Below are 12,725 nucleotides of genomic sequence, written 5' to 3'. Positions count from 1 at the left end.
TCGTGCACTACCCGCCCAAGGTCCAGCTCTCCAAGCTCGTCAACTCCCTCAAGGGAGTATCCGCCCGGCTGCTGCGCAAGGAGTACGACAGCCACATGCGGCGGTACCTGTGGGGCGGCCACTTCTGGTCCGGCTCCTACTTCGCCGGCTCCTGCGGCGGCGCACCGCTGACCGTGGTCAAGCAGTACATCGAGAACCAGAAGCGGCCCATCTGACCGCCACCCCGGAGCCGCGGCGAACTCCGGCGCTTCGCGACTCCGGGCCAAGGATGCGCTTCACCTCCGCCCTAAAGGACGGAGCACTGCGCAAGATGAGAGGTAGACCGCCTGGCTGCCCCAGTCGGCGGGCTTGACCTTGATGTCGAGCGCGCCGTCCGTCAGACGCACGACGTGCGCGTCGGTCGCCTCGTCCGAGCAGCGCCAGCCGACGCTCTCCGTCGGGGTCGTGCGCCAGCGGGCGCAGGCGATCTCCGAGCCGGTGTCGGCGCCCTTCAGGGTGAAGGTGGCCTCCTCGCCGACCTTCTTGGGGGAGGCGTCCGTGGTCACCTCCGCCGTCGGCGGGGTCCGGTCCACCCGGAAGTAGCACCAGGCCGTGTACGGGCTGGTCAGCTTGGAGTCAGTGGCGCGGGCGCGCCAGGCGTACTGGCCGCCGTCCGCGAACCGGTCGCCGGGGAAGTACATCGTGGCCTCGGGCCACGTGGTCGAGTCGGTCGGGTGGTCGGTGCGCTTGCCCCCGTACGCGGTGTCCCAGAGCTGGAACGTCGTCCGGACCTGCGCCCCCTACGGGGAGGCGGCGGTGACGCGCGTGCTGACCTGGGACGTCAGGCCGACCCAGCCCGCTCCGGAGCCGGAGTACGGGTTGGTGTAGCAGTCGGAGCCGGCGTCCTCCCCGGCGAAGCCGGGAGTGGGCTGGGTCCGCGGCGCGGTGACCGTGGGCGCCGCCGGGTCCGCGGCCGCGGCGGCCGGCGCTGCGGCCGACAGGCCGAACGCCAGGGCCAGAGCAGCCGTCGGCAGGGCGCGTACGAGTGTCATTCGGTGGTTCCCCCCTGGAAACACGATGGTTCTGCCGGTCGTAATCCCCCAGAAGGATTACCGGATCGCACCGACATTTGAACGGGCGGGGCCTACGCCGGGGTCAGGAGCGCGTCCGCGACGGCCGTGCGCGCGTACAGCACCGAGCGGCCGTTGCGGTGGGCGGTGACCAGGCCCGCGTTCCGCAGCGTCGTGAGGTGCTGGGACACCCCGGCGGCGGAGAGGCCGCTGTGGCGGGCGAGCTGCGTGGTCGAGGCGGGGGTGTCGAGCTCGACGAGCAGCAGGGCGCGGGAGCGGCCGAGCAGCGCGGCGACGGCTTCGGTGGCGGCGCCGGTGGCGCGGGGTTCCCACAGGGCGCCGATCCCGCGGGCCGGGTAGGCGAGTTGGGGCGGGTCGGGCGCCACGGAGCGGGTCAGGACGCCGGGCCAGGCGAACGCGGACGGCACCAGCAGCAGTCCCGACCCGGCCTGGTCGCGGGTGAGGGCGCAGTGGCGCCGGACCAGGTGGAGGCTGCCCTCGTCCCAGCGCACGGAGTCGTGGAGTTCGTTCAGGACGTGCGCGGAGCCGTACTCGGCCACCTGCCGCGCCCGGTGGAACACGTCGGCTTCGAGGACCTGCCGGATGCGGGCCCAGTAGGGCGCGAGCGCGAGCTCCCAGTACTTCTCGATCTCCGCGGTGACCTTCTCCAGCGCCGCCTCGGGGTCCTCGTGCAGCAGGCGCAGCCGCGGTGAGGAGCCGGCCGCCAGTTTGGCGACGTCCGTGCGGACCTGCCCGGGGAGGCTCCGGCGGATCGCGGCCAGTTCGGCGGGGAGTTCGGAGAAGGGCCCGTCCGGGGTCGGGTTGAGGAAATCGGCGAGGTAGCCGTCGGCCGGGATCAGGTCGGCCAGCCAGCCCCGGTCCAGTCCCTCGCGCAGCAGCCGGGGCCGGACCTGGGCGGCCCAGCGGCGGTGCGGCGGCGGCTCGGTGGCACGGCGGAGCATCCGGTAGCTGGTGACGACCTCCCACATGGGAGAGACCGCGAACCTTGTCTGTGCCAGGTCCGCCGCCGAGAAGCTCAGTCCGGATTCCATCTGCCCGCCCCCAGGGGTCCGTTGACCGTTCGAGTCGTTGGATTCGGTCTCAGCTTAATCAATTCGGCATCGTGCCCGCGGGGCGCAGGCTCCTGCCATGCCCTCCACCTTCCGCGGACTGCCGCCCACCGTCTGGACCCTCTTCGCCGGCACGATCGTCAACCGGCTCGGCCACCTGGTCACCCCGTTCCTGGTCTTCCTGCTGGCCGACCGGGGCATGACCGGGACCGAGACCTCCTACGTCCTCGGCGCGCTGGGCGCGGGCAACCTGCTCGGCCCCGCGCTCGGCGGAGTGCTCGCCGACCGGATCGGCCGTCGTCCGACCATGCTGATCGGGCTCCTCGGCGCCGCGGCCGCGCAGGGCGCGCTGTACGTGGCGCCGGGTGCGGCGACCATGGCCGCGGCGGCGCTGCTGCTGAGCGCGGCCGGGGCGACGGTCGGCCCGGCCGCGTACGCGCTGATGGCCGACGCGGTGGACGGTGAGCGCAGGCAGCGGGCGTACGCGCTGTTCGGCTGGGGGGTCAACATCGGCACCGCCGCCGCCGGGGTGCTCGGCGGCTTCCTCGCCGCGCACGGGTACTGGCTGCTCTTCGCGGTCGACGCCGGGACCATGCTCGTGTACGCCGCCGTGGTGGCGGCCCGGCTGCGCGAGCCGGAGCGGGCGGCCGCGGCGGACGGCGCCGGGGCCGGGGCGGACGGTTCGGGCTACGGCGTCGTCTTCCGGGACCGGCTGCTGCTCGCCCTGCTGCCGCTCCTCGGCATCCAGCTCTTCGTGTACTCGCTGACCGAGGTCGCCCTGCCGCTGGCAGTGCGCGACAGTGGGCTCTCGCCCGCCGTGTACGGGGCGCTGGCCGCGGTCAACGCGGTCCTGGTGGTGGTGCTCCAGCCGTTCGCGTCGGGCCTGCTCGCCAAGCTGCCGCAGCTGACCGTACAGGCGGCGGGCAGCGCGCTGATCGCGCTCGGGGTGGCGCTGACCGGTCTCGCGGACGGCATCGCAGGGTACGTCGCGTCGGTGGTCGTCTGGTCGCTCGGCGAGGTGGCGGTGGCCGGGATCGCGGCCTCGGTGGTGGCGGGCCTCGCCCCGGCCCACGCCCGCGGCCGCTATCAGGGTGCCTTCGGCTGGACCTGGGGTCTCGCCCGCTTCGCGGCGCTCACCCTGGGCGTCACCCTGTACTCCGGGCTCGGGCCGGCGGCCCTGTGGTGGGCGGCCCTGGTGGCCGGCCTGCTCGCCGCGGGGGCGACGCTGGGCCTGCGGGCCCGTATCGCCGCCCGCGCCGGACAGGAGCAGGAGCAGGAGCACGGCCTGGCCGCGTGAGGGTTCAGGCCGGGAACTTCCGGTCGACCCAGCGGAAGCCGAACTCGATCAGGGTGGCGGCGACGGCCGCGACGGCGACCGCCGTCCACGGCATCTGGGCGCCCACCAGCTTGAGCTGGAAGAACTCCTGGAGCCACGGGACGACGAGGACGATCAGGAAGGCGAGGCCCATCGCGCCGACCAGGCCCACCCGCCACCAGGTGTACGGGCGGGCGATGATCGCCAGGACCCACATCGAGGTCAGGAACAGCGTCAGCGTCGCCGCGCTGGTCTCGGCCTGGAGGGCGTCCTGGCCGGAGTAGTGGTGACGGGCCAGCAGGTACGTCACGAAGGTGGCCACCGCCGCGATCACGCCGCCGGGGATCGCGTAGCGCATCACCCGTTTCACGAAGTGCGGCCTGGCGCGCTCCTTGTTCGGGGCCAGGGCCAGGAAGAAGGCGGGGACGCCGATGGTGAGCGTGGACAGCAGCGTCAGGTGGCGGGGCAGGAACGGGTACTCGACCTGGGAGCAGACCACCAGGATGGCCAGCAGCACCGAGTAGACCGTCTTGACGAGGAAGAGGGTGGCGACCCGGGTGATGTTGCCGATGACGCGGCGGCCCTCGGCGACCACCGACGGGAGCGTGGAGAAGCTGTTGTTGAGGAGGACGATCTGCGCGACCGCGCGGGTGGCCTCCGAGCCGGAGCCCATGGAGACGCCGATGTCGGCGTCCTTGAGGGCGAGCACGTCGTTGACGCCGTCGCCGGTCATGGCGACGGTGTGGCCCTTGGACTGGAGTGCCGCGACCATGTCGCGCTTCTGCTGCGGGGTGACCCGGCCGAAGACGGAGTTCTCGTCGAGGACCTCGGCCATCTCCTCCCGTCCGGCCGGCATCTTGCGGGCGTCGACGGTGTTCTCCGCGCCCGGCAGGCCGAGCTTGCCGGCGACCGCGCCGACGGAGACCGCGTTGTCGCCGGAGATGACCTTCGCCTTGACGTCCTGGTCGTCGAAGTAGCGCAGGGTATCGGCGGCGTCGGGCCGCAGCCGCTGCTCCAGGACGATCAGGGCGGTGGGCTTCACCCCGGTGGCCACGTCGGGGTCGTCGAGCTCGCGGGAGGCCCGGCCGAGCAGCAGGACGCGCAGGCCCTGCTCGTTGAGGTCGTTGATCTCGTCCAGGGCCGGGTCCCCGGCCGGCAGGAGCACGTCGGGGGCGCCGAGCAGCCAGGTGTTGTTCTCGCCGTCGCCCTCGCTGAAGCTGGCGCCGCTGTACTTACGGGCGGAGGAGAAGGGCAGCGACTCGGTGCAGCGCCACTCAGCGCTGTCCGGGTAGGCGTCGATGATCGCCTGGAGGCTGGCGTTGGGGCGCGGGTCGGACTCTCCCAGGGCGCCGAGCACCTTCTTGACGTACGCGGAGTCCGCGCCGCCGAGCGGGCGGCACTCGGTGACGTCCATGCCGCCCTCGGTGAGGGTGCCGGTCTTGTCGAGGCAGACCACGTCGACACGGGCGAGGCCTTCGATGGCGGGCAGTTCCTGGACCAGGCACTGCTTGCGGCCGAGCCGGATGACGCCGATGGCGAAGGCGACGGAGGTGAGGAGGACGAGCCCCTCGGGGATCATCGGGACGATGCCGCCGACGGTGCGGGCGATGGCGTCCTTGAGGTTGTTGTCCTTGACGATCAGCTGGCTGATGACCAGGCCGATCGAGGTCGGGATCATCATCCAGGTGACGTACTTGAGGATGGTGGAGATGCCGGAGCGCAGCTCGGAGTGGACGAGCGTGAAGCGCGAGGCCTCTTCGGCGAGCTGGGCGGCGTAGGCCTCGCGGCCGACCTTGGTGGCGGTGAAGGCCCCGCCGCCGGCGACGACGAAGGAGCCGGACATCACCGGGTCGCCGGGCTTCTTCAGGACGGGGTCGGCCTCGCCGGTGAGCAGGGACTCGTCGATCTCCAGGCCGTCGGCCTCCCCGACGGTCCCGTCGACGACGACCTTGTCCCCCGGCCCGAGTTCGATGACGTCGTCGAGGACGATCTCGGAGGTGGAGATCTCCGCCGTCCTGCCGTCGCGGCGCACGCTCGGCTTGGCCTCGCCGATGACGGCCAGTCCGTCCAGGGTCTTCTTGGCGCGCAGCTCCTGGATGATGCCGATGCCGGTGTTCGCGATGATCACGAAGCCGAAGAGGCTGTCCTGGATGGGCGCGACGAACAGCATGATCACCCAGAGGACGCCGATGATGGCGTTGAACCGGGTGAAGACGTTGCCCCGGACGATCTCGGTGGTGGAGCGGGAGGAGCGCACGGGCACGTCGTTGACGGCTCCGCGCGCGACGCGTTCGGCGACCTCGGCGGTGCTCAGGCCGCCGGGCCTGTATCTGGGCGCGGGTGGCTGCATCGGGTGTACGGGGTCCAGCTCGGCTCCCGCGTCGATGGCGATCCCGGCCGCGGCGCCGCCGCTGTCACCGCCCGGCTCGGGTCCGTCGGATTCGATCTTCGCCCGCTGCGTCATGCTTTCGACGGTAAAGGGCGTTCGAACGCTTCACCCGCCGAGCAGTCCTAAGATCCGACTTCGGGATGAGGGAAATCGTCCGTTGGTAGACCACGGGTGGACCGGCCCGCGGCTGCGGCTCGACCGGTCCTCAGGAGGCCGCGGGGCCCGCCTGCGGCTGCCCGGCCGCCGGCTCGGCTGCGGCCTGCTCCGCCGCGTGCCGCTTGAGGGCGGCGTCGCGGCCCCGGACGTACCAGAGGCCGATCAGGCCGAGTACGCCGCCGGCCGCGCAGCACCAGACCCACCACAGCAGGTCCCGGTCGGCGAACCACCCGTAGAAGGGGAGCTGGACGACGAAGAGGGCGAACCAGAGGATCGTGCCGCCGGTGACGGTCGCGACGATCGGGCCCTCAAGGGGCTCGGGCGCCTCGTGCTTCGCAGTCCATTTCGCCATGCGTCCAAGTCTAGGCGGCCTGGGCCCCGGCCATCTCACTGCGTGGTCTACGCGCGGAGATGGACGCCCCTTCGTTCATGTGTTCATACTGAAACGGTTTGGGCCAGGCCCCATTTCATCGTATGAACCACCCAATGAGGACCGCATGAGCACGTCGGCCCCCGCCCCCGCGTCCACCACCCCGGAGCCTTCCCCGCAGGGACCCTCCGGACTGGACCGCTACTTCAAGATCTCCGAGCGCGGCTCGACCATCGCCCGCGAAGTGCGCGGCGGCTTCGCCACCTTCTTCGCGATGGCCTACATCATCGTGCTGAACCCGATCATCCTGGGCAGCGCGAAGGACATGTACGGCAACCAGCTCGACGGCGGCCAGCTCGTCACCGCGACCGTGCTGACGGCGGCCTTCACCACCCTCCTCATGGGCGTGATCGGCAACGTCCCGATCGCGCTCGCGGCCGGCCTCGGCGTCAACACCGTGGTCGCGCTCCAGCTCGCCCCGCGCATGAGCTGGCCCGACGCCATGGGCATGGTGGTCCTGGCCGGCTTCGTGGTGATGCTGCTGGTCGCCACCGGCCTGCGCGAGCGGGTCATGAACGCCGTCCCGGTCGGCCTGCGCAAGGGCATCGCCATCGGCATCGGCCTGTTCATCATGCTGATCGGCCTGGTCGACTCCGGCTTCGTCTCGCGCATCCCGGACGCCGCTCACACCACGGTGCCGCTCCAGCTCGGCTCCAACGGCCACCTGCACGGCTGGCCCGTACTGATCTTCGTCGTCGGCGTGCTGCTGACCCTGGCGCTGCTGATCCGCAAGACGCCCGGCGCGATCCTGATCTCGATCGTGGCCATGACCGTCGTCGCGGTGGTCGTCCAGCTGGTCGCCGAGCTGCCCGACTCGGGCTGGGGGCTGACCGTCCCCGAGTGGCCGGGCAACCCGGTGGCCGCGCCCGACTTCGGGCTCGTCGGCCAGGTCAGCCTCTTCGGCGGCTTCGGCAAGGTCGGACTGCTGACGGGCGTCCTCTTCGTCTTCACCGTGCTGCTGTCCTGCTTCTTCGACGCCATGGGCACGATCCTCGGCGTCGGCGACGAGGCGAAGCTGATCGACAAGGAGACCGGCGAGTTCCCCGGGATCAACCGGGTCCTGCTCGTGGACGGCCTGGCCGTCGCCTCGGGCGGCGCGACCTCCTCCTCTGCCACCACCTGTTTCGTGGAGTCCACGGCCGGTGTCGGCGAGGGTGCCCGTACGGGTCTGGCGAACGTCGTGACGGGCGGCCTCTTCGCCGTGGCGCTGTTCCTCACCCCGCTCGCGACCATGGTCCCGTCCCAGGCGGCCACCCCCGCCCTCGTGGCGGTCGGCTTCCTGATCCTGGCGGGCTCGGTCAAGGACATCGACTGGAGCGACTTCACCATCGCCGTCCCGGCCTTCCTGGCCATGGTGATGATGCCCTTCACCTACTCGATCACCAACGGCATCGGCATCGGCTTCGTGAGCTTCTGCGTCCTGCGGCTGGCGACCGGCCGGGGCCGTGAGGTCCCGGTGGCCATGTACGTCGTGTCGGCGGTGTTCGTCTTCTACTACGCGATGCCGGCCCTCGGCCTCACGTAAGGCTCACGTAGAACTCACGTCAGCCCGTAGAACTTCTCTGTCTCGTCGACGGCCGCCTTGAAGCGCTCGTCGAAGTCGTCGCGAATGAGCGTCCGGACCACATAGTCCTGGACGCTCATTCCGCGTTTGGCGGCATGAGTCCGGAGCCTGTCGAGGAGCTCCCCGTCTATGCGCATGCTCAGCACATGTGTCCCCATGCCGAAAGAGTCGGGGCACAGGGCATGGACGCGTGTCACTTTCCGGAGCCGACTCACCCGTACGAGTGATGCGAAATAAGTGGTGTTCCTTAGGCAGAGTAATGAGTTATTCTAAAGAACATGCACGACCTTTCCCATGGCGACGACGCCGCCGCCGTGAACGACCTCCGCTCCGCCGTCATGCGGCTGGGCCGGCGACTCAAGCACCAGCGCGTGGACGAGTCGCTGAGCCCGACCGAGATGTCGGTGCTCGGCACGCTCGCCCGCTGCGGCCAGGCCACCCCCGGTGAGCTGGCGCGACGCGAGCACGTACAGCCGCCGTCGATGACACGCATCGTCGCGCTGCTGGAGGCCAAGGGACTGGTACGGCTGGAGCCGCACCCCGACGACCGCCGCCAGAAGGTGGTCAGCCAGACCGAGGAGGCCGAAGCGATGCTCGAAGAGAGCCGTCGCAAGCGCAACGCCTTCCTGGCCGGGCTCGCGGCCGAGCTGACCGAGGACGAATGGGCCAAGCTGCGCGAGGCCGCACCCGTCCTGGAGAAGCTCGCCCACCTGTAACCACGACGCCAGGAGGCGAACGCTTTTGAGTACGGGAACCGGAGCAGACTCCGCACCCGGCCATACATCCACCACCTACAGCACCGCGGGCAAGAAGAACTCGATGTTCAGCTCGCTGAAGATCCGGAACTACCGGCTCTTCGCCACGGGACAGGTCGTCTCGAACACCGGCACCTGGATGCAGCGCATCGCCCAGGACTGGCTCGTCCTCTCCCTCACCGGCTCCGCCTCGGCCGTCGGCATCACCATCGCCCTGCAGTTCCTGCCGATGCTGATGTTCGGCCTCTACGGCGGCGTACTCGCCGACCGGCTGCCCAAGCGGCCGCTGCTGATCGTCACCCAGAGCGCCATGGGCCTCACCGGTGTCGCGCTCGCCGTACTCACCCTCGCCGGACACGTCCAGGTCTGGCACGTCTACCTGGCCGCCTTCGCGCTCGGCCTGGTCACGGTCGTCGACAACCCGGCCCGCCAGACCTTCGTCTCCGAGATGGTCGGCAAGGACCAGGTCGCCAACGCCGTCAGCCTGAACTCGGCCAACTTCCAGTCCGCGCGGCTGGTCGGCCCGGCGATCGCCGGTGTGCTGATCACCGCCGTCGGCTCCGGCTGGGCCTTCCTGCTGAACGGACTGTCCTTCGCCGCGCCGATCGCCGGCCTGCTGCTGATGCGCACGGCCGAACTGCACCCGGTCGAGGTCCAGCCCCGGGCCAAGGGACAGCTGCGGGAGGGCCTGCGCTACGTCGCCGGGCGCCCCGAGCTGATCTGGCCGATCGTGCTGGTCGGCTTCATCGGCACCTTCGGATTCAACTTCCCGATCTGGCTGTCGGCCTTCGTCAGCAACGTCTTCCACGGGGACGCGGGCACGTACGGGCTGTTCAACACCCTGATCGCGGCCGGCTCCCTCGCGGGCGCCCTGCTCGCGGCCCGGCGCGGCCTGTCGCGGCTGCGGCTGCTGGTCGCCGCGGCCGTGCTGTTCTCCGTCCTGCTGCTGGTGACGGCGTTCGCGCCCGGCTTCTGGCTGTTCGCCGCGCTGCTGGTGCCGATCGGGGTCTTCGGCCTGACGGTGAACGTCACCGCCAACTCCAGCGTCCAGATGGCCACCGACCCCGAGATGCGGGGCCGGGTCATGGCGCTGTTCATGATGGTGTTCACCGGCGGCACCCCGCTGGGTGCTCCGCTGGTCGGCTGGATCACCGACACCTACGGCGCGCGGATCGGCATGGCCGCGGGCGGGGTCGTGTCCCTGGCCGCCTCGCTCGCGATCGGCGTGGCCCTGGCCCGCGTGGGCAACCTGCGGCTGCGGGTCGGCCGCCACGGCGTGGCCTTCGTCCCCGCCGCCGCGCGCGGGGCGTTGGTGCAGGCGGCCTGACGCACCCTGAGCCGCCGTACGCGGCCCGCCACGGGCTCTGCCCCCGGACCCGCGCCTCAAACTCCCCCAGACTCCGTCCGGGGGACCCCCTGGCGAGGCTGGAATTGCCCTTCGGCAATCCGGCTCGCCGAGCGGCGGCATCAGCCGAAATCCAGCCCCGCCGGCGTTTGAGGCGCGGGGGTCCGGGGGCGGAGCCCCCGCAGCGGAGCCGCGGCCGGACCCCGTACGCTCAGCCGCATGAGGCTGTTCGCCGCGGCGCTGCCGCCGCAAGGAGCAATCGCCGAGCTGGCGCAAGCCGTGCACCCCCTGCGCGACGACCACCTCCGGTGGACCGCGGAGGCGGGCTGGCACTTCACGCTCGCCTTCATGGGCGAGGTCGAGGAGCGGCTGCTCCCGGACCTCCACGCCCGCCTCGCCCGCGCCGCGGCCCGTACCGAGCCCTTCGCGCTGCGCCTGCACGGCGCCGGCCACTTCGGCCGCCGCGCGCTGTGGGCCGGCGCCGCCGGAGACCTCGACGCGATGCGGATGCTGGCCGAGCGCGCCGACGCCGCCGCACGCCGGGCCGGCGTGGCGATGGACCAGCACCGCCGGTACACCCCGCACCTCACGCTCGCCCGGTCCCGCGAGGACACCGACCTCGATCCGTACCTCGCCGGGCTGGGCTCCTTCGAGGGCACCGCCTGGCGGGTCTCCGAGCTCAGCCTGGTCCGCAGCAGCCTCCCGGTCTCCGGGGTGCCCGGGGAACAGCCCCGCTACGAGGTCGTCGAGGCCTGGCCGCTGGGCCGCTGACGGCCCCTGCGTACGGGAACCGGGCCCGGCCGCGTTAGGCTCGAAGGGTGGATCCCAAGACCAGAAACCGTGTGATGGCCGGTGTGCTCGTGCTGATGTTCGTCGTCGTCGCCGTGGCGGCCGCCGTCGGGCAGTAACCGCGAGGGGCTCTTGCTTCGAGTCGACTCGAAGCAGTTGGCTTGGGGCCCATGAAGTACACGCAGCTCGGACGCACCGGACTCAAGGTCAGCCGACTCGTCCTCGGCACGATGAACTTCGGTCCGCAGACCGACGAACCGACAAGTCATTCGATCATGGACGCCGCGCTCGACGCGGGTCTGAACTTCTTCGACACGGCCAACGTCTACGGGTGGGGCGAGAACCGCGGCCGCACCGAGGAGATCATCGGCACCTGGTTCGCCCAGGGCGGCGGCCGGCGGGACAAGACCGTCCTGGCCACGAAGGTCTACGGGAACATGTCCGGCAACGACGATCCGTGGCCCAACGACGACCGGCTCTCGGCGCTGAACATCCGCCGGGCCGTCGAGGCGAGCCTGAAGCGGCTCCAGACCGACCACATCGACCTGTACCAGTTCCACCACATCGACCGCCGGACCCCCTTCGAGGAGATCTGGCAGGCGATCGACGTACTGATCCAGCAGGGCAAGATCCTCTACGCGGGCTCCTCCAACTTCCCCGGCTACAAGATCGCCCAGGCGAACGAGACCGCCGCCCGCCGCGGAACATTCGGCCTGGTCAGCGAGCAGTGCCTGTACAACCTCGCCGAGCGCCGCGCCGAGATGGAGGTCATCCCGGCCGCCCAGGAGTACGGCCTCGGGGTCATCCCCTGGTCCCCGCTCCACGGCGGCCTGCTCGGCGGCGTGATCAAGAAGGAGGTCGAGGGCGGGCGCCGCGCCTCCGGCCGCTCCGCGGACGCGCTGGCCAGCACCTCGGTACGGGCGCAGGTGCAGGCGTACGAGGACCTGCTCGACAAGCACGGCCTGGAGCCCGGCGAGACGGCCCTGGCGTGGCTGCTGAGCCGGCCCGGGATCACCGGCCCGATCGTCGGCCCGCGCACCGCCGAACAGCTCGACAGCGCCCTGCGCGCCCTCGAACTGGACCTCGGCGAGGAGCTGTTGACCGCGCTGGAGGAGATCTTCCCCGGTCCGGGAGCCTCCCCCGAGGCCTTCGCCTGGTAGGCGCGGCCTACAGCGCGGGGCGGTAGGGGCCGCCGATCCCCCACGCCTGGTGCAGCACCGCCGCGAACTCGCCGGCGAGGCGGTGCTCGCCGGAGGCGTTGGGGTGCGTGCCGTCGTAGGTGTCGTGGTGGATCTCGTACGAGGCCGGGCGCGCGGCCAGCAGGACGGGCGAGGCGGGCGTCGACAGGTCGGCGACCGCCTTCGCCAGCAGCTCGTTGAAGAGCGCGACCTGCGCCGCGAAGGGCGCGTCGGACTCGGCGCGCACGTTCGGGATCACCGGGAGCAGCACCATCCGGATCCCGGGGCGGGCCCGGCGCGCGGCCGCGATGAACCGGCGGGCGTTGGCGGCCGTCTCGTCCGCGGCGGTGTAGAAGCCGAGGTCGATCAGGCCGAGGGAGACGAGCAGCACGTCGGCCTCGGCGGCGGCGACGGCCGGGCCGATCAGGGGTGCCATGTGCTGCCAGCCCTCGCCCCAGCCGGCGAGGTGGCGGCGTGCCTGCTCCGGGAAGGCGGGGTCGGCGTACGCGTGGCTGCTCGGCGCGTCCGCGGCGGTGTCGTAGAGCTCGCAGCGCGGGCCGACGATCTGGAACGGGCCGCCGAAGGCCGCGTCGAGGTGCTGCCACATCCGGTAGCGCCAGGTGTAGTCGCCGGCGCGTCCGATGGTCATGGAGTCGCCGACGAACATGAAACGCATCCGGACATC

At 71.4% G+C, this 12,725-nt stretch carries 14 protein-coding genes; 7 read left to right on the top strand and 7 right to left on the bottom strand.

Going from position 1 to position 12,725, the window contains the following annotated elements:
- The coding region (tnpA, locus tag AB0M99_RS28540; RefSeq protein WP_365925338.1) for an IS200/IS605 family transposase at positions 1 to 215 on the top strand (215 nt) is incomplete at its 5' end.
- A 60-nt stretch (positions 216 to 275) separates the two neighbouring features.
- Here tnpA and AB0M99_RS28535 read toward each other — a convergent pair.
- The 3 genes from AB0M99_RS28535 to AB0M99_RS28525 all read right to left on the bottom strand — a co-directional run bounded on the left by AB0M99_RS28535 (position 276) and on the right by AB0M99_RS28525 (position 2,101).
- Complete coding sequence (locus AB0M99_RS28535) at positions 276 to 680, bottom strand: hypothetical protein (RefSeq protein WP_365925337.1); 405 nt, start codon at positions 678 to 680, stop codon at positions 276 to 278.
- A gap of 99 nt (positions 681 to 779) precedes the next feature.
- On the bottom strand, positions 780 to 1,031 hold the full coding sequence (locus tag AB0M99_RS28530; protein WP_365925336.1) for a hypothetical protein: 252 nt from the start codon (positions 1,029 to 1,031) through the stop codon (positions 780 to 782).
- Positions 1,032 to 1,123: 92 nt separating this feature from the next.
- The gene (locus AB0M99_RS28525) at positions 1,124 to 2,101 is read right to left on the bottom strand and encodes a DUF5937 family protein (RefSeq protein WP_365925334.1); all 978 of its coding nucleotides are present in this window, start codon (positions 2,099 to 2,101) and stop codon (positions 1,124 to 1,126) included.
- A gap of 97 nt (positions 2,102 to 2,198) precedes the next feature.
- Here AB0M99_RS28525 and AB0M99_RS28520 point away from each other — a divergent pair, with 97 nt between their 5' ends.
- Complete coding sequence (locus AB0M99_RS28520) at positions 2,199 to 3,416, top strand: MFS transporter (RefSeq protein WP_365925332.1); 1,218 nt, start codon at positions 2,199 to 2,201, stop codon at positions 3,414 to 3,416.
- A 4-nt stretch (positions 3,417 to 3,420) separates the two neighbouring features.
- Here the strand turns inward: AB0M99_RS28520 and AB0M99_RS28515 are convergent, their stop codons facing one another.
- Positions 3,421 to 5,898: a cation-translocating P-type ATPase gene (locus tag AB0M99_RS28515; RefSeq protein WP_365925330.1), complete on the bottom strand. Its 2,478-nt coding sequence runs from the start codon at positions 5,896 to 5,898 to the stop codon at positions 3,421 to 3,423.
- A 130-nt stretch (positions 5,899 to 6,028) separates the two neighbouring features.
- On the bottom strand, positions 6,029 to 6,331 hold the full coding sequence (locus AB0M99_RS28510; protein WP_365925328.1) for a DUF2530 domain-containing protein: 303 nt from the start codon (positions 6,329 to 6,331) through the stop codon (positions 6,029 to 6,031).
- A gap of 145 nt (positions 6,332 to 6,476) precedes the next feature.
- Here AB0M99_RS28510 and AB0M99_RS28505 point away from each other — a divergent pair, with 145 nt between their 5' ends.
- On the top strand, positions 6,477 to 7,934 hold the full coding sequence (locus AB0M99_RS28505; RefSeq protein ID WP_365925326.1) for an NCS2 family permease: 1,458 nt from the start codon (positions 6,477 to 6,479) through the stop codon (positions 7,932 to 7,934).
- 14 nt (positions 7,935 to 7,948) lie between these two features.
- Here the strand turns inward: AB0M99_RS28505 and AB0M99_RS28500 are convergent, their stop codons facing one another.
- Entirely contained in the window at positions 7,949 to 8,131 is a 183-nt protein-coding gene (locus AB0M99_RS28500) for a hypothetical protein (protein ID WP_030156886.1), read from the bottom strand.
- A gap of 120 nt (positions 8,132 to 8,251) precedes the next feature.
- Here AB0M99_RS28500 and AB0M99_RS28495 point away from each other — a divergent pair, with 120 nt between their 5' ends.
- The 4 genes from AB0M99_RS28495 (at position 8,252) to AB0M99_RS28480 (ending at position 12,022) form a co-directional block, all read left to right on the top strand.
- Positions 8,252 to 8,689: a MarR family transcriptional regulator gene (locus AB0M99_RS28495; protein ID WP_266574971.1), complete on the top strand. Its 438-nt coding sequence runs from the start codon at positions 8,252 to 8,254 to the stop codon at positions 8,687 to 8,689.
- A gap of 25 nt (positions 8,690 to 8,714) precedes the next feature.
- Complete coding sequence (locus AB0M99_RS28490) at positions 8,715 to 10,055, top strand: MFS transporter (RefSeq protein ID WP_365925323.1); 1,341 nt, start codon at positions 8,715 to 8,717, stop codon at positions 10,053 to 10,055.
- A 237-nt stretch (positions 10,056 to 10,292) separates the two neighbouring features.
- On the top strand, positions 10,293 to 10,844 hold the full coding sequence (gene thpR / locus AB0M99_RS28485) for an RNA 2',3'-cyclic phosphodiesterase (protein ID WP_365925321.1): 552 nt from the start codon (positions 10,293 to 10,295) through the stop codon (positions 10,842 to 10,844).
- Positions 10,845 to 11,032: 188 nt separating this feature from the next.
- Positions 11,033 to 12,022, top strand: a complete 990-nt coding sequence (locus tag AB0M99_RS28480; RefSeq protein WP_365925319.1) for an aldo/keto reductase — start codon at positions 11,033 to 11,035, stop codon at positions 12,020 to 12,022.
- 7 nt (positions 12,023 to 12,029) lie between these two features.
- Here AB0M99_RS28480 and AB0M99_RS28475 read toward each other — a convergent pair whose 3' ends face one another.
- The gene (locus AB0M99_RS28475; RefSeq protein ID WP_365925317.1) at positions 12,030 to 12,716 is read right to left on the bottom strand and encodes a GDSL-type esterase/lipase family protein; all 687 of its coding nucleotides are present in this window, start codon (positions 12,714 to 12,716) and stop codon (positions 12,030 to 12,032) included.
- Between the last annotated feature and the right edge of the window lie 9 nt (positions 12,717 to 12,725).

The sequence above is a fragment of the Streptomyces sp. NPDC051183 genome (assembly GCF_040682455.1).
GTDB lineage: Bacteria > Actinomycetota > Actinomycetes > Streptomycetales > Streptomycetaceae > Streptomyces.
This window is presented reverse-complemented; position numbering and strand designations above follow the sequence as displayed.

Excerpts from the sequence above, each read along its gene's own strand:
- AB0M99_RS28475 (WP_365925317.1), bottom strand. The coding sequence starts at position 12,716 with ATGCGTTTCATGTTCGTCGGCGACTCCATGACCATCGGACGCGCCGGC.
- AB0M99_RS28495 (WP_266574971.1), top strand. The coding sequence starts at position 8,252 with ATGCACGACCTTTCCCATGGCGACGACGCCGCCGCCGTGAACGACCTC.
- AB0M99_RS28480 (WP_365925319.1), top strand. The coding sequence starts at position 11,033 with ATGAAGTACACGCAGCTCGGACGCACCGGACTCAAGGTCAGCCGACTC.
- AB0M99_RS28510 (WP_365925328.1), bottom strand. The coding sequence starts at position 6,331 with ATGGCGAAATGGACTGCGAAGCACGAGGCGCCCGAGCCCCTTGAGGGC.
- thpR (WP_365925321.1), top strand. The coding sequence starts at position 10,293 with ATGAGGCTGTTCGCCGCGGCGCTGCCGCCGCAAGGAGCAATCGCCGAG.
- AB0M99_RS28515 (WP_365925330.1), bottom strand. The coding sequence starts at position 5,898 with ATGACGCAGCGGGCGAAGATCGAATCCGACGGACCCGAGCCGGGCGGT.
- AB0M99_RS28530 (WP_365925336.1), bottom strand. The coding sequence starts at position 1,031 with ATGACACTCGTACGCGCCCTGCCGACGGCTGCTCTGGCCCTGGCGTTC.
- AB0M99_RS28520 (WP_365925332.1), top strand. The coding sequence starts at position 2,199 with ATGCCCTCCACCTTCCGCGGACTGCCGCCCACCGTCTGGACCCTCTTC.
- AB0M99_RS28500 (WP_030156886.1), bottom strand. The coding sequence starts at position 8,131 with ATGGGGACACATGTGCTGAGCATGCGCATAGACGGGGAGCTCCTCGAC.
- AB0M99_RS28505 (WP_365925326.1), top strand. The coding sequence starts at position 6,477 with ATGAGCACGTCGGCCCCCGCCCCCGCGTCCACCACCCCGGAGCCTTCC.
- AB0M99_RS28535 (WP_365925337.1), bottom strand. The coding sequence starts at position 680 with ATGTACTTCCCCGGCGACCGGTTCGCGGACGGCGGCCAGTACGCCTGG.
- AB0M99_RS28525 (WP_365925334.1), bottom strand. The coding sequence starts at position 2,101 with ATGGAATCCGGACTGAGCTTCTCGGCGGCGGACCTGGCACAGACAAGG.